The organism is Kiritimatiellia bacterium, assembly GCA_026417735.1.
Classification (GTDB): domain Bacteria; phylum Verrucomicrobiota; class Kiritimatiellia; order PWTM01; family PWTM01; genus CAACVY01.
The window spans coordinates 21,902-44,497 of sequence record JAOACR010000016.1; the positions used below are offsets into that span (position 1 = coordinate 21,902).

At 69.7% G+C, this 22,596-nt stretch carries 21 protein-coding genes; 7 read left to right on the forward strand and 14 right to left on the reverse strand.

What is annotated here, in order from left to right; genetic code table 11:
• Position 1 precedes the first annotated feature (1 nt).
• The 7 genes from cdd to N2652_08245 are packed head-to-tail and all read right to left on the reverse strand — an operon-like array spanning position 2 to position 5,963.
• Positions 2-409, reverse strand: coding sequence for a cytidine deaminase (cdd, locus tag N2652_08215; protein MCX7819175.1), 408 nt, complete (start codon positions 407-409; stop codon positions 2-4).
• On the reverse strand, positions 406-1,260 hold the full coding sequence (locus tag N2652_08220) for a purine-nucleoside phosphorylase (GenBank protein MCX7819176.1): 855 nt from the start codon (positions 1,258-1,260) through the stop codon (positions 406-408). The genes cdd and N2652_08220 overlap by 4 nt, the downstream gene beginning before the upstream one ends.
• A complete protein-coding gene (locus N2652_08225; protein MCX7819177.1) occupies positions 1,257-2,564 on the reverse strand; it encodes a thymidine phosphorylase in 1,308 nt (435 codons plus the stop codon). Before N2652_08225 ends, N2652_08220 begins: the two co-directional genes overlap by 4 nt.
• Positions 2,561-3,760, reverse strand: a complete 1,200-nt coding sequence (locus tag N2652_08230) for a phosphopentomutase (GenBank protein MCX7819178.1) — start codon at positions 3,758-3,760, stop codon at positions 2,561-2,563. Before N2652_08230 ends, N2652_08225 begins: the two co-directional genes overlap by 4 nt.
• Positions 3,751-4,476, reverse strand: a complete 726-nt coding sequence (gene deoC / locus N2652_08235; protein MCX7819179.1) for a deoxyribose-phosphate aldolase — start codon at positions 4,474-4,476, stop codon at positions 3,751-3,753. Before deoC ends, N2652_08230 begins: the two co-directional genes overlap by 10 nt.
• 25 nt (positions 4,477-4,501) lie before the next feature.
• The gene (locus tag N2652_08240) at positions 4,502-5,167 is read right to left on the reverse strand and encodes a haloacid dehalogenase-like hydrolase (protein ID MCX7819180.1); all 666 of its coding nucleotides are present in this window, start codon (positions 5,165-5,167) and stop codon (positions 4,502-4,504) included.
• Between the two features lie 16 nt (positions 5,168-5,183).
• Complete coding sequence (locus N2652_08245; GenBank protein MCX7819181.1) at positions 5,184-5,963, reverse strand: PHP domain-containing protein; 780 nt, start codon at positions 5,961-5,963, stop codon at positions 5,184-5,186.
• Between the two features lie 179 nt (positions 5,964-6,142).
• Between N2652_08245 and N2652_08250 the strand changes: the two genes are divergently transcribed.
• Genes N2652_08250 through truA form a run of 4 tightly spaced genes read left to right on the forward strand, consistent with a single transcriptional unit; the run spans position 6,143 to position 10,364 of the window.
• Positions 6,143-8,176 (forward strand): DUF2961 domain-containing protein, encoded by a 2,034-nt coding sequence (locus tag N2652_08250; GenBank protein ID MCX7819182.1) that lies wholly within the window; start codon positions 6,143-6,145, stop codon positions 8,174-8,176.
• A 60-nt stretch (positions 8,177-8,236) separates the two neighbouring features.
• A complete protein-coding gene (gene trpA, locus N2652_08255) occupies positions 8,237-9,058 on the forward strand; it encodes a tryptophan synthase subunit alpha (protein MCX7819183.1) in 822 nt (273 codons plus the stop codon).
• Positions 9,055-9,513, forward strand: a complete 459-nt coding sequence (gene ruvX, locus N2652_08260; GenBank protein ID MCX7819184.1) for a Holliday junction resolvase RuvX — start codon at positions 9,055-9,057, stop codon at positions 9,511-9,513. The genes trpA and ruvX overlap by 4 nt, the downstream gene beginning before the upstream one ends.
• The gene (gene truA / locus N2652_08265; protein MCX7819185.1) at positions 9,510-10,364 is read left to right on the forward strand and encodes a tRNA pseudouridine(38-40) synthase TruA; all 855 of its coding nucleotides are present in this window, start codon (positions 9,510-9,512) and stop codon (positions 10,362-10,364) included. Before ruvX ends, truA begins: the two co-directional genes overlap by 4 nt.
• Here the strand turns inward: truA and N2652_08270 are convergent.
• From N2652_08270 to N2652_08280, 3 genes are read right to left on the reverse strand one after another with little or no spacing between them, the layout of a single operon-like run.
• Positions 10,304-11,644, reverse strand: coding sequence for a phosphatase PAP2 family protein (locus N2652_08270; protein MCX7819186.1), 1,341 nt, complete (start codon positions 11,642-11,644; stop codon positions 10,304-10,306). The two genes, truA and N2652_08270, sit on opposite strands and share 61 nt — an antisense overlap.
• Positions 11,631-13,271, reverse strand: a complete 1,641-nt coding sequence (gene nadB / locus N2652_08275; protein ID MCX7819187.1) for an L-aspartate oxidase — start codon at positions 13,269-13,271, stop codon at positions 11,631-11,633. Before nadB ends, N2652_08270 begins: the two co-directional genes overlap by 14 nt.
• A gap of 7 nt (positions 13,272-13,278) precedes the next feature.
• Entirely contained in the window at positions 13,279-14,523 is a 1,245-nt protein-coding gene (locus tag N2652_08280; protein MCX7819188.1) for a class I SAM-dependent RNA methyltransferase, read from the reverse strand.
• Between N2652_08280 and N2652_08285 the strand changes: the two genes are divergently transcribed.
• Positions 14,512-15,573, forward strand: a complete 1,062-nt coding sequence (locus N2652_08285) for a tetratricopeptide repeat protein (GenBank protein ID MCX7819189.1) — start codon at positions 14,512-14,514, stop codon at positions 15,571-15,573. The genes N2652_08280 and N2652_08285 overlap by 12 nt on opposite strands.
• On the forward strand, positions 15,570-16,106 hold the full coding sequence (gene lptE / locus N2652_08290; protein ID MCX7819190.1) for an LPS assembly lipoprotein LptE: 537 nt from the start codon (positions 15,570-15,572) through the stop codon (positions 16,104-16,106). Before N2652_08285 ends, lptE begins: the two co-directional genes overlap by 4 nt.
• A gap of 41 nt (positions 16,107-16,147) precedes the next feature.
• Here lptE and rpsT read toward each other — a convergent pair whose 3' ends face one another.
• The gene (rpsT, locus tag N2652_08295) at positions 16,148-16,471 is read right to left on the reverse strand and encodes a 30S ribosomal protein S20 (GenBank protein ID MCX7819191.1); all 324 of its coding nucleotides are present in this window, start codon (positions 16,469-16,471) and stop codon (positions 16,148-16,150) included.
• Positions 16,472-16,619: 148 nt separating this feature from the next.
• Here rpsT and N2652_08300 point away from each other — a divergent pair, with 148 nt between their 5' ends.
• Complete coding sequence (locus N2652_08300) at positions 16,620-17,291, forward strand: hypothetical protein (GenBank protein MCX7819192.1); 672 nt, start codon at positions 16,620-16,622, stop codon at positions 17,289-17,291.
• Between the two features lie 19 nt (positions 17,292-17,310).
• Here N2652_08300 and N2652_08305 read toward each other — a convergent pair whose 3' ends face one another.
• The 3 genes from N2652_08305 to N2652_08315 all read right to left on the reverse strand — a co-directional run bounded on the left by N2652_08305 (position 17,311) and on the right by N2652_08315 (position 22,586).
• A complete protein-coding gene (locus tag N2652_08305) occupies positions 17,311-18,666 on the reverse strand; it encodes a Gfo/Idh/MocA family oxidoreductase (protein MCX7819193.1) in 1,356 nt (451 codons plus the stop codon).
• A 304-nt stretch (positions 18,667-18,970) separates the two neighbouring features.
• Positions 18,971-20,830: an L-fucose isomerase gene (locus tag N2652_08310; GenBank protein ID MCX7819194.1), complete on the reverse strand. Its 1,860-nt coding sequence runs from the start codon at positions 20,828-20,830 to the stop codon at positions 18,971-18,973.
• 28 nt (positions 20,831-20,858) lie between these two features.
• Positions 20,859-22,586 carry an alpha-L-fucosidase gene (locus N2652_08315; GenBank protein MCX7819195.1) on the reverse strand — a complete coding sequence of 576 codons (1,728 nt, stop codon included), beginning with the start codon at positions 22,584-22,586 and terminating at the stop codon, positions 20,859-20,861.
• Between the last annotated feature and the right edge of the window lie 10 nt (positions 22,587-22,596).

The following is a 22,596-nucleotide window of genomic DNA, read 5'->3' on the forward strand; positions in this document are numbered from 1 at the left end:
CTCATCGGCGCTCACGAAATCGAAACGCGTAAGGGAGCAGCGCGCCGACCGTCGTCCGGCGCACCCGCCCGGCCGCAGCGGCCACCCACACGGGGGTGGATTCGTCCGCGAACTCCGTCAGTACCTGACGGCACGCCCCGCACGGCCAGGGCGTCGCCCGGCCGGACGCGGTCACCGCCACCGCGACGATCCGCCGTGCGCCCGCCGCCACCGCCGAGCCGACCGCGACACGCTCCGCGCAGAGCGTCAGCCCGTACGAGGCGTTTTCGACGTTCACGCCGACGAACACACGGCCGCGCTCGTCCTGCACCGCCGCCCCCACCCGGTAGCCCGAGTACGGCGCGTGCGCGGCGGCGACCGCTTGCCTCGCCGCAGCCATGAGGTCCCTCCCCTTCCCCGAAGAGTTCATGCGAGCTCCGCCTCCCAAAATGCGCGCAACCAGCGCGCAGCGGCCGGCGCGGCGGCCCGAAGCGTCGCGGTGACCTCCTCGTGCGAAGGCGCCCCAGCCCCCGCGCCCGCCGCAAGGTTCGAAATGCAGCTGACGCCGGCCACCTCGATCCCCGCCGCCCGTGCCACAATCACTTCCGGCGTCGTCGACATGCCCACCGCGTCGGCGCCGATGCGGCGCAGCCACTCCACTTCCGCGGGCGTCTCGTACATCGGCCCGCTCAGCGCAGCGTACACCCCCGGCGCCGCGCGCACACCCGCCGCACGCGACAGCGACAGCAGCGTCTCGCGCAACCGCGGCGAATACGCATCGGTCATCGCGGGAAAGCGCACGCCGCCCCACGCGCCGAGCGGCGGCCCCATCAGCGGATTCGAGCCCATCAAATGCAGATGGTCGCGGATCACCATCATGTCCCCCGGGCGCCAGTGCGGGGCGATCCCGCCCGCCGCGTTCGTCAGCAGCAACCGCGACGCGCCCAACGCCAGCAGGATGTGCACCGGCGCGACCACCGGCGTCCATCCCTCTCCCTCGTAGAAGTGGCGCCGTCCAGCGAAAATCAAAAGATCCCCCCCCCGCACCGTCGCTCGAATCAGCCGGCCACCATGCCCCTCCACAGTCGGCGCGCCCAACGCCGGGATGTCGTCGTAGCGCATCGCGTCCCGCGCCTCGAACGACTCCGCGACGGAGCTCCAGCCTGACCCCAGCACCATCCCGCCCGCCGGCCGTACGTCGGGCCAGCGACGCCGAACCGCCTCGACCGCGGCGGCCAGTCGCTCCGCATCCACTCCGCCCCAGGGCCCACCGATGCTCATGCCCGACGCTCCAACACCAAGGGAGGCGGCGCCGGCGGTTCGTCCACAAAGGTGAACGCGCCCGCGAGCAATCGCCGCGCCTCTTCCGCGCCGGCGTCATCGGCCGCATGGATTACACCGAGCACCTCGCCCTTGCACACCCTCGCGCCGATTTTCGCGAGGTCGGCCACACCCACGCGCGGATCCACCGCGTCCTCCGTGCGCCGGCGCCCCGCGCCGAGCAACACGCACGCGCGCCCCACCCGTTCCGCATCCACACCCGCAACCCACGCGGTGGTCGGCGAGACCAGCGGCAACCGCACCGGCGCCGACGGCAGCCGCTCGGGATGTTCCACCACTGCAGCGTCCCCCCCCTGCGCCCGGATCATCCGGGTGAACCGCTCTAACGCTGAGCCATCGGCGAGCGCCGCGCGAAGCCGGCCACGCGCCTCCTCCAGGCTGCGGGCGAGCCGCGCCATCTCGAGCAGCTCCGCCCCCAACTCCACCGTCAGCGCCGCCACGTCCGGCGGGCCGCCACCACGAAGAAGCTCGATCGCCTCCCGCACCTCCAGCGCATTGCCCACCGCGCGCCCCAACGGCTGGTTCATGTCCGTGATCAGCGCCCGGCAGGAGAGCCCCATCCGCCGGGCCGTCGCGACGAGCATCGCTGCCAGATCGCGCGCACGGACTAGGTCGCGCATGAACGCGCCCTGCCCGCACTTCACATCCAGCACCAAATGCTCCACCCCCTCCGCAAGCTTTTTCGACAGAATGCTCGCCGTAATCAACGGCACGGACGGCACCGTCCCGGTGACGTCGCGCAGCGCATACAACTTGCGATCCGCCGGCGCCACCCGCGCGGTCGGCCCGATCATCACACAGCCGACATCCGCAAGTACCGCGACCGCCTGTTCCTCGTTCAGCCGGGTCTGAAAACCGGGGATCGCCTCGAGCTTGTCGAGCGTCCCGCCGGTGATGCCCAGCCCGCGGCCGGACATCATCGGCACACGCGCGCCGCAGGCCGCCAGCAGCGGCGCCAGCACCAGCGAGACCTTGTCGCCGATCCCGCCGGTTGAGTGCTTGTCCACCTTCGGCCCCGGCACCGCACTCAGATCCAACACGTCCCCCGAGCGCAGCATCGCGTCGGTCAGCGCCGCGGTCTCGTCCGCTGTCATGCCCACAAAATAGACGGCCATCGCGAACGCCGCCGCCTGGTAGTCCGCGATCTCACCGCGGGTGAACCCCTCGATGAAGCCGCGGATCTCATCCCCGCTGAGCGTCTGGCCGTCGCGCTTCTTCTCGATCACCCACTGCGGCACAATCATTCCAGCGGCCCTCCGGACTCGGACCAGCCAAACGGCCGGCCGCGGGGCAGCGGCGGCAACCCGAACCACGCCGCGATCGAGGCCGCCACGTCCGCAAAACCCTCCCGCACGCCAAGCTGCCCGCCCGGCCGGCCCGGACGAAGCGCGAGCACCGGCACGTATTCCCGGGTGTGGTCACTGCCCCGATACGTCGGATCGTTACCGTGATCAGCGGTGATCACCAGCACGTCCTCCGACCCCAACCGCTCCACCAAACCGCCCAGCCAACGGTCGACCTCTTCCAACGCCCACGCATACCCTCCCGGATCCCGCCGATGACCGTAGAGCATGTCGAAGTCAATCAGGTTCGCGAAAATCAGCCCCGCCGGCATCTCGTCGAGGAACAGCTCGACCGCCCGCTGTGAATCGGCGTTGTTGCCGGTGTGGCGCGAACGCGCAATGCCACGCCCCGCGAAGATGTCCTCGATCTTGCCGACCGCAGCGACGGGGATGCCCGCCGCCGTGAGCCGCTCAAGCACGGTCGGCTCCTCCGGTCGGAACGCGAAATCGCGGCGATGCTCGGTGCGCCGGAACTCGCCCGGCCGGCCCACAAACGGCCGCGCGATCACCCGCCCGACCCGCAGCGGATCGCACAGCTCGCGCGCAATCTCACAGGCGCGATAGAGCTCGTCCAGCGGCACGACCTCCTCGTGCGCCGCAATCTGGAACACCGAATCCGCACTCGTGTACACAATCCATGCACCGGTGCGCAGGTGCTCGGCGCCCAGCTCGTTCATGATCGCCACGCCGTCCGCCGCCCGGTTCCCAATCACCCGCCGGCCGGTGCGGCGTTCAAACTCGGCGACCAGCGCGGGCGGGAAGGACGGCGGCCCCGGCGGAAAGCGCGCAAACCCCGGCCGCAAACACAGCCCCGCGATCTCCCAGTGCCCCGTAATCGTGTCCTTCCCCTCGGAAAGCTCACGCATCGCGCCCACCAGCGCCTCGGGCGAGCGCACCTCCGCCACGCCTTCGATCGGCAGCCCGCCGAATGCCGAGGGCACACATCCAAGCCCCAGCCGTTCGAGCACGGGCACGCGAAGTCCCCCCACCGCCGCGGCGACGTGCTGCAGCGTCGCGCTGCCCTCGTCGCCATACTCCGCCGCGTCCGGCGCCGCCCCCACACCGCAGGAGTCCAGCACGATCAGGACTACCCGCATTTCTCGCCCCGCTCCGACCACCCCCGGAGAATCTCGACCGTACGGCTGGTCCCCAGCCGCGTCGCGCCCGCACGGATCATGCGCAGTGCATCCTCCAGCGTCCGGATACCTCCCGACGCCTTGACCCCCAACCCCGCCGGCCGCACGATCGCCGCCAGCCGAGCGACGTCCTCCACCGTCGCGCCCCCCGTCGAAAATCCGGTGGAGGTCTTCACAAAGTGCGCGCCGGCCTCCACGCACAGCCGCGCCGCGCAGTCTTTTTCGGTCTCGCTCAGCAGACAGGTCTCGAGAATGACCTTACACACCGCCCCCGCCGCCCGGCACACCGCGACAACACCGGCAATGTCGTCACGCACCCACCCCTCCTCCCCCGCCTTCAGCCCACCAATGAACATCACCATGTCAATTTCGGACGCGCCGCGCTCGATCGCCTCCCGCGCCTCTGCCGCCTTCACCGCCGCCGTCGCCGCCCCCAGCGGAAACCCCACCACCGTGCAAACGCGTACTCCCGTTCCGTCAAGACGGCGACGGGCCTCGGCCACATACACGGGGTTCACGCACACCGCATGACAACGATGCAAGGCCGCCTCCTCCGCCAGCCGGGCAATATCGCGCGGCGTCGCCTGCGGCTGCAGCAGCGTGTGATCCATCATCGCCGCCAACTGCCGGGCGCTGGCGGGCATCTCGAAAGACTCCATGCTCCGCCCCTTGCTCATCCACCCGCCTCCCATGGTTGCCGATTCAGCGAAGAAAGGCGAGATCGCTGACCTCGGTCAGACGCCGTACCGCCAGCGTCGCCCCCGCCCGCCGCAACTCGTTGACCGTGTAATGCCCCGTCGCCACCGCCAGCGAGCGTGCACCGATCGCCAGCGCCGCGCGGATGTCCGCCGGCGTGTCGCCGACAACCCACACCGCCCTCCATGCGCCCGCCTCTCCCACGCGCCGCAACGCCGCTCGCGCGAGGCGTCGCCGATCGCCCATCTCATCACCAAACGCACCGCGCAGCGGCCCCACGTCCAGCCCAGCCCGCTCCAGCTTGATGCGCGCGCCGCCGCGACTGTTCCCCGTCAACAGCGCCAGCGAAACATCGGCCCGCCGCCGCAGCCGCACCACCAGCCGTCGCGCGCCCGGCAGCACCCGCACCCGTTCGCGCGTCAGCCGCCTCGCCAACTCCTCCTCCATCCGACGGAAAAACCTCCCGGCCTCCGCCCGGGTCGGCCGCCGACCGTGTCGCCGACAGATCGTTCGCAACAACCCCAGGTCTGTCGCGCCCGCGAACGATACCCACCCCAGATCATCCTCCCAGCCAAATACCGCCCGGATCGCCGCCGCAAACGCCTCGCGCCCCGCCCCATCAGTGGTCAGCAGCGTCCCGTCAATGTCCAGCAGCACCAGCGCCGAGGACATCGCCAACCCTCCCCCCTCACATGCCCCGACGCGCCCGGCACACCAATGTCGGGCTCCAAAGGTCCCGATCGGTGATCCCGATCCGCCGCATCAGATACTCCGCCTGCCCCAGCACACCCACCGCACCCGGCCGGTGAGCGTCACTGCCGGTCGAGAACCGAACCCCCAGCTGCCGCGCCTGCCGGTAGGCGTTCTCGATGAACGACTCCAACCCCAGATGCACACACAGCCGTGGGCCGATCTCCAGCGCCATCCCCGCCTCGGCCACCGACTCCAACCACCGGTGCAGCCTCGGCAGCCGAATCTCCGCCAAAACATCGTCCATCGGAGCGACGTGGACGCCCGCCGGCGGATGCAACAGCGCATACGCATAAAACGGATGCGCGATCACGTGAGCACCCGATCCCACCGCATTCTCCAGATCCGTCATCAAACGGTCCGCCCACTCCACCGGGTCCTCCAAATGCGGCACCGGCGGCGCATGCAACACGTCATAGTGCGACGCCGCCGCCAGTATGTAGTCGGCATCCGGCAGTTCCGCGGGCGGCAACGCCAGCTGGCGAAACCCCACCACTTCGATCTCCGCCCCGATCCACACATGCACCGGCCCCCGCTGCACCTCCCGAGCCCGGTCCAGCATCCGATGATGACGCGCCAACCCCGGCCGGTGCGGGTGATCCGCCAGTCCGACCTCCGCCACTCCCGCCGCCGCCGCCGCCTCAAGGATCGCCGGCAGACTCATCGCCGGCTCGGCGCACGGCGAAAAAAACGTATGCACGTGCAGATCGCGCTCCATGAACGCCCCGCTCAAGATACGGGCCCCATTTGCCCGCTGCAACAACCCCGATACCGCTCCCCTCTCCAACCGTTGAACGACACCCCCGCAACGCCCTCCAACCGTTGGACGCCCCCCGCCCCCCGTACGGTTGACATGCCCTCCGCCCTTTGCGCTAATCGCCGCACGGAGATTCACGCATGAGCACCCGCAGCTTCGCGTGGACCGCACTCGCAGTGCTGCCGCCCTCGCTCTCACTCGCATCCGCCGCCCTCAGCTACCCGGACCTCGTCCGCCGTCTCATCGACCTCGATCTGCTCACGAAACCTCCGCCGCCCGGCGAACGCTGCGCCCAGTGGTCCAGCTGGGACCGCGCCAGCCGCTACGACCCCGCGACCGACCGCTACCTCGAATGGAACGCCAACGCAGACGGCACCGGCGTCCTTCGCCGGGAGGGCGACGACCTCGTGCTCGCGGAAATGACTGGGCCGGGCTGCATCTGGCGGGTCTGGTCCGCGATGCCGGGCCCCGGCCACGTCCGCCTGGTGCTGGACGGCAAGCTCGTTCTCGACATGCCCTTCACCAACTGGTTCACCGGCCGCCACGCTCCGTTCGATTTTCCGCAGCTCGCCTACACCGCCGCGCGCGGCCACAACCTCTACGTCCCGATTCCCTACCAGCGATCGTGCAAAATCGTCGCCGCCACGAACTGGGGACGCTACTACCACTTCACCTACTCGACGTTTCCCCCGGGCACCGATCTCCCCACCTTCAGCGCCGCTCCGGACGCGTCGTGGCGCCGCGCGCTGGAGGAATGCAACCAGCTACTCGGCGACGCGCTCCGGCACGACCCACCGCTTCCCGCGGGCACCACTCTGGCCGCAACGCAAGTGGTCGTCGCCGCAGGCACCCGCCTCACCGCACTCCACATCGCCGGCCCGCGCAAAATCGTCGAGCTGCGCGCACACGCGGAGGCTACGGGACCGGACGACGAAACCGCTGCCCTCCGCCAGCTGGTCCTGCGCATCCGATGGGACGGCGACCCAACGCCCGCGGTGGAATGCCCCCTCGGTGACTTCTTCGGCTCTGCGCCCGGCCGGCACCCGTTCCGAACGTGGGTCACCGCGATGACGCCGCAGTGGATGATCGCCCGTTGGCCGATGCCGTTCGACTCCTCCGCCGAGATCGAAATCGCGAACGACGGCCCCTCGCCGCGCACCGTGCGGCTCCACGCGGCCCATCGCCCAGACCCGGCGGCAGCTCAACACCTCCGCTTCCATGCGGCCTGGCACCGCGGGCTGTCCCCGCCACGGGCCGACCGCCGCCCCGACTGGCCGTTTCTCGTCACGGAGGGACGCGGTCGCTTCTGCGGGCTCATGCTGCACGTGTGGAACCCCATCGGCGGCCCCTATGAGCCGGCCAAACCGGGACACTGGTGGTGGGGCGAAGGCGACGAAAAGTTCTTTGTGGACGGCGAACTGTTCCCTTCCACCTTCGGTACCGGCACCGAAGACTACTTCGGCTACGCGTGGGGATGCGCCGAGCGGTTCGAGCGACCATTCCACGCACAAACCGTCACCGAGCACAACGAAGGCCACCAGTCCCTGCTGCGCTGGCACATCGCGGACAATGTGCCGTTTCAGACGCGGTTCGAAGGCTGCCTCGAAAAATACTTCCCCGACGACCGGCCCACCCTTTACGCGGCCACCGTGTTCTGGTACCTCGCACCCGGCGGTCGCCATTCAATCCGACTGCCGCCGGTTGAACAGCGCCACGGCTACGCGGTGCGCCCGCCCGCCGCCACCGGCGGCCACGTGCTCGGCGCCCCTCCGCCCCGCGGGACCGTCCGCACCCAGCGCATGACACAGTTTGCCGGCGGCCACTGGGCCGGCGATGACCAACTCTGGTGGACCGGCGGCCAGCCCGGCGATCGGATCGTAATCCTCGTTGGCGCGCCACGGCCCGGCCGATACCGCCTCGCAGTCACGCTGACCAAAGCCAACGACTACGCGATCGTTCGCTTCGATCTGGACGGCACACCCTGTTCGACGCCGGTGGATCTGTATCATCCCGTCGTCGTGCGCACCGCGCCGTTCGATCTCGGTGAACATCTGTGGGGGAGTGCGCCGCGCCGTCTGGGCGTGACCATCGTCGGCGCCAACCCCGCCGCGAAACCCGCGTACATGTTTGGCCTCGACGAGGTGCTGCTCACGCCGGTGCCCGACGAACGCTGACACCGCCGACTCGAGCCACGGCGCATTGCGGCGTCCCCGCATGGCGGGCATACTGCGCGCATGAGCGCCCGGCTGCGCTGCCTCTTCGAAGATTTCCGCCGCGAGAACCGCGCGGCCTTCGTCGCCTACCTCGCTGCGGGCGACCCGAACCCGCCGCAGACCGTCGCGCGCGTCCGCGCGCTCGTCGAGCACGGCGCCGACATCATCGAACTGGGGCTGCCCTTCTCGGATCCGCTCGCCGACGGCCCCGTCAACGCCGCCGCCGCGGAACGCGCGCTGCGGGCCGGCGCGACGCTGCCCGTCGTGCTCCACATCGTGCGCGAGATCCGCCGGGCCCTGCCCGCGCCGATCGTCCTTTACTCCTACCTCAACCCGCTGCTCGCGCCGGGCTTCGAACGTGCGGTCCGCCGCATCGCCGACGCCGGCGCGGATGGAGTGCTCATCCTCGACCTGCCGGCGGACGAAGCCGGTCCCTACCTCCCCGCACTGCGCGCCGCCGGGCTCGCACCCATTTTTCTCGTCACCCCCACCAGCACCGAGGCACGAATGCGCCGCATCGCCCGCGTCGCGGACGGGTTCATCTACTGCGTTTCCCGCACCGGCGTGACCGGCGCCCGCCGCACACTCTCGCCCGACGCGCGCGCTGTGCTGCGACGCATGCGGCGGCTCACCCGCCTTCCCCTCGCACTCGGCTTTGGTATCTCAACCCCCGCGCAGGCGGCCGCCGCCGCCCGCTGGGCCGATGCGGTCGTCGTCGGCAGCGCGCTCGTCGAGCGCCTGCACGCGAGCGAACACACCCCCGCCGCGCGCGCCGGCCTGTGGCGCTGGGTCGATGCGATGAGCGAGGCGGTGCATAACGCGCGCCGAGTCGACCGGCCATGACGCGCATTCTCGGTCTCGATCCCGGCGAGCGGCGCGTCGGTGTGGCAATCTCCGACCCGACCGCCACCATCGCGTTCCCACTGGTGGTGCTGGACGCCGCACCGCGCGACGCGCTCGCCGCCGAACTGCGACGCATCTGCGAGCAGAAGACCGTCCGCCGCATCGTCGTGGGTCTGCCGGTGCGCACCTGTGGTGCGGAAGGTGACGCCGCCGCGCGCGCGCGGGCGTTCGCACAGTGGGTCGCCGAGGCGACGGGCCAACCCGTGGAGCTATGGGACGAACGCTTCACCACCCGCACCGCGGAACAGGCGCTTGTCGAGGCCGGTCTGCGGCAACGCGAACGGCGCGGTGCCGTAGACAAGCTCGCTGCGCAAATTCTGCTTCAGCACTATCTCGACTCGAAAGCCGGCCGGCGCGCCGGCTCCCCCCTCGACGACGAGGGCTCCCCGCCATGAGCGCCGGTTCCCCGGCCGCCCCGCCGTCGTTTCGACTCTCCGCCGCACCGTCGCATCGGCCGCTGCGCCACCTCGCGGTGCTCCGCTACGACGGCACCGACTTCTGCGGCTGGCAGATTCAGGCGCACGGCCGTTCGGTCCAGGGCGAACTCGAGCGGGCGATCGAACAGCTCACCGGCCACCGCGTCCGCGCGCACGCCAGCGGTCGCACCGACGCCGGCGTTCATGCCCGGCAGCAGCCCGTCCATTTCGATCTGCCCCTCCGCCCCGACCTCCCAAGGTTTCAGCTCGGACTCAACGCGCTGCTGCCGCCGGACGTGCGCGTGCTCTCGGTCCGTCGGGTCGGGCCAGGGTTCCACGCCCGGTACTCCTGCGTCGAAAAAGAGTATCGCTACTTCATTGACAACTCACCGGTCCCCGACCCCATTCTGCGCCACCATCGGGCCTGGGAGCGGCGCCGCCTCGACGTGACTGCGATGCGGGCGGCCGCCACCCGGTTGGTCGGCCGACACGATTTCGCCGCGTTTGCGGCCAATCCGAACCGCGAGATCGCCGGCACCGTCCGCGATCTGCGCCGGCTCGACGTGCGCCGGCAGGGCTCCACCGTCATCATTGTTGCGGTCGCCGACGGCTTCTTATACCGGATGGTTCGCAGCCTCGCTGGATTTCTGATCCGCGTCGGCCGAGGAGAGCTGGAACCCCACGCGGCTGACGCAATCCTCGCCGGCCGTGTCCGCACCGCCCGCGTGCCGACCGCGCCGCCGCAAGGACTCTTTCTCTGGCGCGTCCGTTACCCGCCGGGCGCGATGCGCGCGCTCCATTGCCCAACACGCCTCGTCTCCGACGGCTGAGCGTTCACCGGCGCCGGTGCGCTGTCGCCCGACCGTCGGGCACCCACCCCTCCGAGCTCCACCCGCCAGGGCGCCACCGCGGGCCGGTCCACCGCCAGTTCCCCTCGCGGCATCTCCACCGCCACCTCGCTGACCACACCGGCCGGCAACACCGCCTCCATCGTGATCGCCAGATCCGTAAACCACCCCGAGATCCCCATCGTGAACTCGCACCGCTCGCCAGTACCAGTCCAGCCGCGCAGCAGCCGGCTGTGGAACATCCCAAACCCCTCCGCGACACCCCGCACCTCCAGCGCCGCTCCCTCGCGCAACGTGAGCGCCACTTCCGCCGGCGGCAACCGCAGACACACCCGCGCGCCGTTCGAAAGCGACTGCCCCGGCGCATGGCGAAACTCCGCATAGTACGGCGTCGCCAGCAGCGAGGCCCCTGCCACGCCCGCCCCCAGCAGCCCCCACCCCGCCGCCGCACCCCGGCTGATGCGCAGCGGGAGCTCCGGACCCGGGCAGGTGTCCTCCCGCCCGGGCACATTCATCACGAAGTAGTACAGCACCACGTTGGCCAGATGTACGACCAACCCGGACGCCAGCACATCCGACGCAAAGTGCGAACCGGTCACCATCCGGCCGATGCCCAGCGCTGTCCCCAGCGCCAGTGCCACTCCGAGCGCCACCACCGCTCGCCGCGGACGATGTCGCTTCCACACCAGCCAGAACGCGGTCAGCGCATACCCCGCCGAACTATGACCGCAGGGGAAGGACTTGCCCCGCCCAGGTGTGCCCCGGCGCGCCACATCCTGGTATGCCCATTGGCCGCCAAACTCGCGTACCTGCACTGGCCGCGGGCGCCCCCAGAAGTTCTTGAAGCCGACATTCACAATCAGCCCGGGCCCCACCGCATAGGCCAGCAGCACAAACGCCGCGGCCCGGCTCGCCGACCTCCAGCGGCGATTCCGTGCCCCGGCCAGCAACACCGCCGCGCATCCCACCGCAATCGCGGCCACCAGCACCGGCGCACCGCGATAGAGCCAAACCCACAACGGCGCGAGCTCCAACGGTCGTTGAAACGATCCGCCGCCGTGAAACAGCGCGGCAATGCGCAGATCCAGGTCAGTGCCCGCAAACAACATCGCGCACACCGCGGCCACCAGCGCGACCGCGACCAGCTCCGGCACCCATTGGGTCCGGTACGCCCATGGAGCCGGGATCGGCCGCAATGCGCCCACCGCCTCCGACGGCACCGGCGCGCCGACGGTGGATCCCGCCATCTCAGTGCCACTCATCCGGCGGCTCCGCGATCGGACCGCCCGGCGGATCACGCAGCACCGTGTCCACACCGGGTGTCCCCGGATCGGCCCACGGATAGTCCAGCGAGTAGTGCAGCCCCCGGCTCTCCCGACGCAAGCGGGCGGAACGGATGATCAGCTCCGCCACCGCGGCAAGGTTCCGCAGTTCCAACACGTCGCTCGTCACCAGATACTGCTTGTAATACTGCCGAATCTCGAGCCGCAGATTCCGGATGCGACGCGCCGCCCGTTCCAGCCGTTTGTTCGTGCGCACAATGCCCACATAGTCCCACATGCAGGTGCGCACCTCGTTCCAGTTGTGCTCGACCACCACCGCCTCGTCGCTCGGCACCGCATCGCCGGTCTTCCAGTCCGGGATCCGTACCGGCGGCGGGCGTCCCCGCTCGCGAAGCTCCGCCCGGATCGCGTTCGCGCAGTTGTACGCACACACCACCGCCTCCAACAGCGAGTTGCTTGCCAGCCGATTCGCGCCATGCAACCCCGTGCACGCCACCTCGCCGACCGCAAACAGACCCGGCAGCGCGGTCCGCCCCGATGTGTCCGTCTCAATGCCGCCGCAACAGTAGTGCGCAGCCGGCACCACGGGCAGACGATCGCGCGCCATGTCGAGCCCCAGTTTCAAGCACCGCGCGTAAATGTTCGGAAAACGATTGATGAGAAATTCCGCCGGCCGGTGCGTGATGTCCAGCCACACGCACGGGTCGCCCCGCGTCTTCATTTCGTGGTCAATCGCGCGGGCGACGATGTCGCGCGGCGCCAGCTCCGCGCGCGGGTCGTAGCGCGGCATGAACCGTTCGCCGGCACTGTTCAGCAGTACCGCCCCCTCCCCCCGCACCGCCTCGCTGATCAAAAACGACTTCGCTTCCGGATGATACAGGCAGGTCGGATGGAACTGAATGAACTCCATGTTCCGGATCGGCAGGCCGACGCGCCATCCCAGCGCGATCCCATCGCCGGTCGCCACATCCGGATTCGTCGTGTACAAGTACACCTTCCCCGCCCCACCGGTCGCCAGCACCGTCCAGCCCGCGCGCACCGCACGGATCTCGCCGGTCGTCCGATCCAGGAAATACGCGCCCACGCAGCGGTCGGGCCCCGGCGCGCCGAGCCAACCGGTCGGCACCAGATCAATCGCCATCCAGTACGGACACATCCGCACGTTCGCCCGGGAACTCACCGCCGCCAGCAGCGCCTCAATCAGTTCCCGACCCGTAATGTCGCCCGCGTGCAGCACCCGCCGGCGCGAGTGTCCCCCCTCACGGCCGAGGTCGTACTCCTCCTCGCTGCCCTCCCGCCGCTCGAACCGGATCCCCAACCGCTCGAGCTCCCGGATCCGCGCCGGCCCGGCCGCAACGATTTCCCGCACCGCCGCCTCGTTGCACAAACCCGCACCGGCCTCGATGGTATCCCGCACATGGGCCTCAATGCTGTCGTCCGGCGCCACTGCCGCCGCAATGCCGCCCTGCGCGTAATTGGTGTTGCTCTCCCACGGCTCGCGCTTCGTCGCGACCAACACGCGGGCGTCGTCGGAGAGGTGATACGCGGTCAGCAGCCCCGCCAGTCCACTGCCGATCACCAGCACATCGCAATCCACCGTCTCCATGTGCCCACTATACGGGCGGAGACGGCGCGAGGCCACCGCGCGCCCCACCACGCCCCACCGGTCCCCGCAGATCAAACTCCAGTACCCGGCACTCGATCGGACCGTTGAAGACCGTCCATCGCCGAGCAAGCCGCAAGCCGATGCGGCGGGCCATCCGCAGATTGCCGGTGATCACCACCGCCCGGCCGCCGTCCGCGCGCTGCCGCAGAAATCGCCCGATCGCCACATGATCCGCCGCCACCTCCTCCGCGTCGCCGAGGCGCACACCATAGGCGGGATTCAGCGCATACCACGCCCCCGCACCCACCGCCGGCGTCTCCTCCAGTGCCGCCACCACCAGCCGAACCACCCCCTCCAGGCCCGCCGCGCGCAAGTTCTCCCGCGCCGCTTCAATGGCCGCCGGATCCCGGTCCGCCGCGACAATCGGCACCTCAACCGGGCGCTCTTCCGCCGCCGCACGCCGCCGACGGGACGCCCACACCTCCGCATCAAAACCACGCAGGCTCATGAACGCGAACCGCCGGCGCAGCAGCCCCGGCGCCCGCCGCGCCGCAATCCACGCCGCTTCGATCGCAATCGTGCCGCCGCCACACATGGGATTCACCAGCGGAGCCTGTCCGCGCCAGCCGGCCCCCAACAGCACCCCGGCGGCCAGCGTCTCGCGCAGCGGCGCAGCCACCGCGCGGCGCCGGTAACCGCGAAACGACAGCGGCACACCCGTGGTGTCCACGAACACCCGGCACACCGGCGGCGCCCAGTGCACAAACACACATGCACCCAGCGGCTGCGGTCCGCTGTCCGGCCGCCGCCCCAACCGCGCCCGCATCCGGTCCGCCAGCGCGTCCTTCGTCCGCAACACCACCGCGCGCTCGCCCGGGCCTCCACCCGCGACCGCCGCCCGCACGCTCACCGGCTGATCCGCGCGAAGCACCTCCTCCCACGACAGTGCCACCGCGCCGCGATAAAGGTCGGCCTCGGACGCCGCCTCAAACACCTGCCACAGCCACAGCACCCGGTGAGCCGTGCGCAGCCGCACATTGAGCTCCTCGCAGTCCGCCAACGTGCCCCGCGTCTCCACACAGGTGTCCTCCACCACCACCGCGGCACGGCCAAGCTCCTCCAGCTCCTCCACCAGCACCGGCGCCAACCCGCGCGCACACGTCACCGCAATCGTCGAGGCGTGCCCGCGCACCTGCCCTCCGCTTGACCCCTCCGCGGGCTCTTCCGTATTGTGCGCACGATGTTCTTTCATCACCTCATCCTGCTGGCGCTCGGCACCGCGGGGCCGATCGCGGCCGCCACGCCGCTCGCCGCGCCCCCGGCAGTCTACGCGACGAACCTCGCACACCCAACGCCCGAGACGGAGCTCCTGCCTCTGGCCCAGCCAGCGCCGCGGGCCCGGCCTTACCGCGAGGACCAGCGCCGCGACAGCTGGTTCGCCTCCCTGTTTCTCCGCCCGGCCCACGCCGATGCCTCCAACCAGCTCGCACACGCCCGCGCCCTGCGTGACGCCGGCCGCCCGCGCGGCGCCGCGCGTGCCTATCGCGCACTCGTCAACACCTGGCCCGCCGCTCCGGAGGCCGTCACCGCACTCCTCGAACGTGCCCGCCTCTTGGAGGAGCGCGGCCAGTGGGAGGACGCGTTTGCGGACTACCAGCAGCTCGTCTCCCGCTACGCGGGCCGCTTCGACTTCAACGAAGTCATCGCCCGCCAAATCCGGATCGCCGACCGCATCGCGGACCGCCGCTCGATGCGGTGGCTGCTGGGCGGTTTCTCCACCCCAGAACGCGCGCTGCCACTCTACGCGCAGATCCTCACCAACGCGCCGACCTCGCCCGGCGCCCCCGCCGTCGCGCTCCGCATCGCACGCATCCACGAGCAAAACGGTGACCTCGCCGAGGCGGTCGCCGCTTACGCGGACGTCCGCATCCGCTACCCCGACGCGCCTGAGGCCGAAGAGGCCGCCGCACGCCGGATCGGCTGCCTCATGCGAATGGCGCGACGCGCCCCTAACCACACCGCGGTGCTCGACGAAGCATGGAGCTCGATTTTGGATTTTCTCCGACGATACCCCCGGTCCGCCCAGACCCCCCTCATCGAGACGTACCGTTCCGAGGTCGCCCAGCGCCGCGCCCGAATCGCGTTTGAGTCCGCCCGGATGTACGATCGCGCACGGTACTCCAACAACGTGATCCGCACCGCCTACGAACGATTCCTCGCGCAGTTCCCCGACTCGCCCTGGTCGCCAACCGCGCGCCGCCGCATCGCCGAGCTCGAGGGCCATCCGGAGGCCGACCGATGAGCCGCCCGCTCGCGCTGCGCCCCCGCCATCCGGCGTCCGCGCTGATCGCGCTGGCGCTCGCGCTGGTGGCCGCCGGCTGCGCCGGCTACCGGCTCGGTTCCGCGCTGCCCGCCAACGTGCGGCGGATCCACGTGCCCATGTTCGAAAACCGCAGCCCGGAACCCCTCATCGAAGCCGACCTCACCCGGGAGGTCGTCAACGCGATCCAGCGCGACGCCACCTTCACCGTGGTCCGGCCCGACCAGCCGGCAGACGCGGTGCTGAAAGTCGTCATCCAGCAGTTCGTGCTGGCCCCCGTCGGCTACGTCAGCGGGCGTCACGGCCGCGCGGACACCTACCGGCTTTCGATCATCGCCTCATTCACGCTCGTCGAGGCCGCCAGCGGGCGGGTGCTCGCGCAGCACGCCCGCGTGCACGGCCAGACGATCGCCCCCCTGGTCGGCGACCTGACCTCCAGCAAGCTCGCCGCGCTGCCCGCCGCCGCGCAGGAATTGGCGCGGGACATCGTGGACAAAATCACCGAGTCGTGGTGAGCGCGACGCCGCCGTGCGGGGGCTCCACGCCGCGGACGTTCTCAGCCGGCCGCAGGCTGCGCGGGAACGGTGTCGGCCGCCGGCGCCGGCTGCACGGTCGGCGACGGAGCCGCAGCGAGCCGGCGCGCCATTCGCGACTTGCGGCGGTTCGCGTTGTTGCGGGCCAGCACGCCCTTCTTCACCGCCTTGTCGAGCGCGGACATATAGCGGCGGTAGGCTTCGCGCGCGTCGTCGGTGCGGCCGGCGTTCATCGCCGCGATCACCGACTTCGCCAAGTGCTTCAAATGCGTGCGCACCGCGCGATTGCGCTGCCGCGCCTTCTCGGCCTGCCGCGCCCGCTTCGCGGCGCTCTTGATGTTCGGCATAGGTGTGCGATCCCCGCGATCACGTTCCGCCGCCGCGCGGGCCGACCCGCCCCCGGGCCAGACCGCCGCGCCGCGCCGAAACCGCGCGACATGATAGACCGCGGCCCGCCCCTGTCAACGCGCGCGCCCGCCGAACCGGCGTGACCCCATGTGGCGCCGCGTAGCACGGTTCGTGGCCGCTCTCGCATTGGTCCCGCTCGCAGCGACCACGCTCCAGTCGCTGGTGGAACTGGTGGCGGACATCGTGCGCATGCCCGGTGGCCGCCTCTCCGCCGCTGCGCTCGCAGCCGGCGCGCTCGCAGGCTCCGCCGCGCGCGCGCAACTGAGCACGCCACTACGCATCGAAATCCTCGCGCACGAACTCACCCACGTTCTGTGGACCTGGCTCTTCGGCGGCCGCGCCTCACACCTGCGCGTCGGGCGCGGCGGTGGAAGCGTGCGCGTGAGCCGCGACAACATCTGGGTCTCCCTGTCGCCCTATGTTTTCCCAATCGGCGCGATGATCGTGCTACTCACCTGGGCGCTCGCGGCGCTCGTGCTGCGCATCACCCCGCCACGGAACGCGGGACTCGCCCTGCTGGGAGCGGCGTGGGGCGCACACCTGGTGTTCTCTGTCTCTCTGCTCCGCGTCCGGCAGCCCGATCTGGAGGCGCACGGGCACCTCCTCTCCCTGCTGTTGATCGTCGTCGCGAACCTATTTGGCGCGGGACTCGCCCTCGCGGTCGTGTCCGACCTTGGCGCGCGCGCATGGTGTCTCCGATGGGCACGCGACCTCGCCCTTGCGGTGCGCGCCCTGATCACATTTGTCTCCGGCGAGTAAACCGATTCGCCCCCGCCGCTCAACCGCTGACCACCGGCAGTGGCGGCGTGCTCTGCCAAACCCCCCGCGTGAAATCCGGCACTTCGACCGGCTCCCCGCCCCGCGCAACCGACCACTCGCTCAGCGGTGCAATCGCGCTCCACGCAGCCGCATCGTACACACTCTGGTCCAGCGGCTCGCCGTGGCGCAAACACCAGATCGTCCGCCAGTCCATCACAAAGTCCATCCCGCCATGACCGCCGACCCGCTTCGCCTCCTCGCCCACGCGAGCCCACAACGGATGTTCGTACTTTTTCTCGTATTCCTTCAGCGCCTCTCCCTCGATCCACTTGTGCGCATCGGGCTCCAGCGCCAGCCGGGGCGGATAGTCGGCAAAACAGCCTTTCGTGCCCGAAATCAGATTGATGCGGCTGTAGGGCCGGGGACTTGTCGTGTCGTGCTGCACCATGATGGTGCGGCCCCGCGCCGTGCGGATGATCGTCGTGTTCATGTCGCCCAGCCGATACCGCTGACGCCGCCGAAAATCCTCCGGCGGATAGTGCGTCTCCGCCCAGAGCGTGAGCCCCCGCTCCATCGAACTCATCGACACCAGCCGCTCGAACCGGTCGCCGCGGTTGATTCCCATGTACTGCGCGATCGGCCCCAGCCCGTGCGTCGGGTACAGGTTGCCGTTGCGACGCACCGACTCCTCCAACCGCCAGAAGCGGTGATAACCGCCCTCGCTCATCTTCGCCGCTCGAAGATCGTGAATGTACGCCCCCTCGCCGTGGACCAGTTCGCCGAGCAGCCCTTCGCGACACATTCGCAGCACCATCAGCTCGGTCGGACCGTAACAGCAGTTCTCCAACATCATGCAGTGCCGCCGCGTCGCCTCCGCAGTCTCCACCAGCTCCCAGCACTCCTCCATCGTCACCGCGGCCGGCACCTCCACCAGCGCGTGCTTCCCTTCCCGCATCGCGCGAACCGCAATCGGCGTGTGCAACCGCCAGGGCGTGCAGTTGTAAACCACGTCCACGTTCGCATCCGCACACAGCCCGTGCCACGCGTCCTCCGCGCCGGTGTACTCCCGTGCCTTTGGCCGTTTCGCCTTCTCGAGCGCCACCTGCGCCGCGGCGACCCGCTCCGGCCGCACGTCACACAGCGCGGTGATCTCCACCCCCTCGATCGCCAGAAGGCGGCCAATCGCCCCGCTGCCCCGCGCGCCAATCCCCACCAACCCGATCCGCACCCGCTCCATCGGCGGCGTCTTCAGATCCATCACCGTCCCCGCAGCCCGCCGGCTCGCCGCCGCCTCCGCGCTCGCCGCCGCCAATACGGCCGCCCCCATCGCACCCTGCAAGAACTCCCGTCGCCCGATCGGATCCGATGCATTCATGGTCACTCCTCGCTCAGTGCCCGCGGAACCACCGACGCCCGCCGCACTCTACCGAAGAGTTTCTGACGTCGTCAAATACCAGCCGGCCCGGTTCTCCACCGCGCTGAACTTGCGCTCCGGCGCTCCTCGCTCGCGATATTCGGCCTCCCGACCGGTGGCCGTGCTCGAAGACCTTGCCCACTCGCCGCCGTGGCGGCCCGATTGCGCCGCCTGCCGCGGCGAGGCGCTCCCGCTCTACCGCCTCAAACCGACTCCCTCACCCGCGTCGCGCGCCCGCCACCGCCCCCTCCACAGCATGCGCCGGCTAGCCGTACAGCGGGCCAAAGTTCGCACAGGCCCGATAGTCCGCCCCCTGCGGATCGGAGGCGCCAAACAACCCCCACGCGGACGGGCGGAAGATCGCTGCCTCCTCCACGTTGTGCATCGCCACGGGAATGCGCAGCGCCGCCGCTAACGCAATCAGGTCGGCGCCAATGTGACCGTAGCTGATCGCACCGTGGTTCGCGCTCCAGTTGTTCATCACACTGTACACGTCCGCAAACGGACCGCGCCCCGTCAGACGCGGCACAAACCACGTTGTCGGCCACGTCTGATTGGTGCGCCGGTTGAGCGCATCATGCACCGCCTTCGGGATCTCCACCGACCAGCCCTCCGCAATCTGCAACACCGGCCCGAGCCCCTGCACCAGGCTGATCCGGCTCATCGTCAGCGGCATGCCCCCCTTGGACAAATAGCACGACGAAAAGCCACCACCCCGGAAATATTCATACACCGCCGGCGGCCAACTCGTCGCCTTCAGGCAGCGCTGGACTTCCTCTTCGGTAATCTCCCAAAATGGCTTCATCGCGGGCTGGCCATCGCGGGACTGCTCGCCGGTGCCGTCGAGCGTCGCCGCGCCGGAGTTGATCAGATGAATGATCCCCTCCGCCGCCGGCCCCGTCAGACGACGCCCCGTCGCCCGCCGCACCGCGTCCGGGCTCCAATACGTCCGCACATCCGCGAAAATCTGCGCGGTGTTGGTGAGCAAATACCCAAACAACATGGCAACGCCGTTCAGGCTGTCGTTTTCGGTTGCGAACACGAACGGCGCACGTATGCCGTTCCAGTCGAACGACGAATTCAAAATCGCCTCAGTAAAATCGCCGTTCGGAAAGTGGTCCGTCCACTGCCGCTGCCCCTGGAAGCCGCCCGCAATCGCATTGTGGCCCAGCGCCTCCTCGCCGAAGCCGAGCTCCGCGAGCCGCGGATTGCCGATCATCAGGTCGCGGGCGATCATGGTCATTTTGACGACCATCTCCCACTCCCAGTCCTTGCGCACTCGGTCGCGGCGCTGATCCGGCGGGTTCACGTCCTCGCCCTCGCGACAGTTCGCGCGCGTCCATGCGATCGCGCGGGCAAACTCTTCCGGATCGTAGATCGTTTCTTCAATCCGGCGCACCAGCTCCGTCATGTCCACCGCTTCCACGCGCATTCCGAGGTAGCGCTCAAAGAAGGGATGGTCCACGATCGAGCCCGCGATCCCCATGGAGGTACCGCCGAGCGAGAGGTAAGACTTGCCGCGCATCATCGCCACCGCCAACCCCGCGCGGCAAAACCGCAGAATCTTCTCGCGCACGTCGGGCGGGATCGTCGCATCGTCGCGGTCCTGCACGTCGCGTCCGTAAATGCCGAACGCGGGCAGCCCTTTCTGATTGTGGGCGGCAAGCACCGCCGCCAGATACACCGCGCCGGGCCGCTCGGTGCCGTTGAACCCCCAGATCGCTTTCGGCGTGAGCGGATCCATGTCCATCGTCTCGCTACCGTAGCACCAGCACGGCGTCACGGTGAGCGATACCCCAACCCCTTCGCGGCGGAACTTCTCCGCACACATCGCCGCCTCCGCGGCGCCGCCAATGCAAGTGTCCGCAACGACACAACGTACCGGACTGCCATCCGGATACCGCAGCTCGCCGGAGATCAGCGCCGCCGCGCGGCGCGCCATCCCCATCACCTGCTCTTCCAGCGACTCCCTCACCCCCCGCCGCCGCCCGTCAATCGTCGGCCGGATGCCCACCGCCGGGAACTCCCCGACCCACCGCCACCCCGCCGGCGCCGCTGGCGCTGCCGCCTTCGTGTCGGAGGGGCTCGCCACCTTCTTCGTCCCTTTCTTCGAACCGCCCATCATGACCGATGCTCCTTCCGTTCCGCGCCGCTCACCGCGCCGCGGTAAACTTCAGCGTCCGCACGTTCACCGGCCGCCAGCCCTCGGCCACCGCCCGTAGCTCCACCCGCGAACGCCCCGCCGGCAGCCGCACGTTCTCCACCTTCACCGTCGTGTACCGTCGATAGTCCCGGGTGTCCGGAACCGCGATCTCGTGGCGGTCCTCCCCCGCCACCAGCACCACCTTCGAAGCACCCACCGCGGCCGCTTCGAACTCCACCCGCCCTCGAAACTCCGCCGGCAACTCCACCAGCCAGATTGCATGGTCGGCAGGGTCGGTCCAAAACCCGAGATTGCGCTGGAGACCCCTCCCTTCCGTCGCCAGCTTGCCAGTGGTCTCCGCCGCCTCCGGCGGTAGCATCAGCGTCCCATCCGCGGCCGGACGCCCCACCCACGGCACCGTCGCCACCTCACCACGCACCCGCAGCGCCACCACCGACGCGATCGGGTTCGGCGCCGCCGCCGGCACCGCCAGCACCACGGTCGAGCCGTTTCGCTCCGCGGCCACCGCCCCGCCCCCGACCAGACGTGCGTCGATCACCTCGTTGGGCAGATCCTCGATCACCAGCCGACCGTCCGCCGGCCAGTCGAACACATGCAGATACAGCGTCGTCACCCCCTCCTTCACCTTTCGTGTGCATCGTCCCCACCGCAGGTTCCGGAATGGGCTCGCGATGGTGCCGTAGATCGCCTCGCCGTACTGGTCCATCCACGCGCCGACTTGTTCGAGACGCTCAACGCTCGGCGCCGGGATCTCTCCTTCCGCGGTCGGACCGACGTTCAGCAGGTAGTTGCCCCCCTTGCTCACAATGTCAATGAGGTTCCGTACCAGCGTCTCGGTGCTTTTCCAATTGTGATCGTAGCTCTTGTACCCCCACGTGTCGTTCATCGTCATGCAGACCTCCCAGTCGCGCCCCTTGAATCCGGTCGCGGGGATGTACTGCTCCGGCGTCTCGGTGTCCCCCTCGTACCCTCCGCCGAGCCGATCGTTCGTGATCAGGCCTGGCCGTAGTGCGATCAGCGCGTGCAGCGGTGCCGCCCGCTCGGCCGTCATCAAGTGCGGCGTGTCCCACCAGAGGATGTCCGGCTGAAACTTCGTCAGCACTTCGCGGGTCTGCGGCACCGCAATCTCCGCGAGGTAACGGTCGAAGCTCCCCTTGTGCGCCTCATCCCAACCGCCGCCGTCCGGATAGCCGGACTTCGCCCCGCCGGGATGAGTCCAGTCCTGCGCTTGCGAATAGTAGCAACCGAACTTCAGTCCGTGCCGGCGTGCCGCGGCGGCCAGCGGCGCCAACAAGTCCCGACCGTACGGCGTCGCGTCCACCACGTCCCAGTCCGTCACCGCGGAGTCGAACAGCGCGAAACCGTCGTGGTGCTTCGAGGTGATCACGATGTATCGCATCCCCGCCCGTTTCGCGAGGCGCACCCACGCCTCCGGATCATACTTCACCGGGTTGAACTGGCGGGCGAACGCCCGGTACTCCGCGACCGGAATCTTCGCGCGCAGCATGATCCACTCGCCGATGCCGGCAATCTGCTGCCCGTTGTAGATGCCCGCCGGCACCGCGTACACCCCCCAGTGGATGAACATGCCACACTTCGCCTCGCGCCACCACGCCATCCGGGCGTCCCGCTGCTCCGGCGTCTCCGCCGCCCCACCCGCAATCCCCACCGCCGCCGCCAGCGCGGCCGCCGCCCATCCTTGAGTGCGCGTTCGCATCGGCCACCTC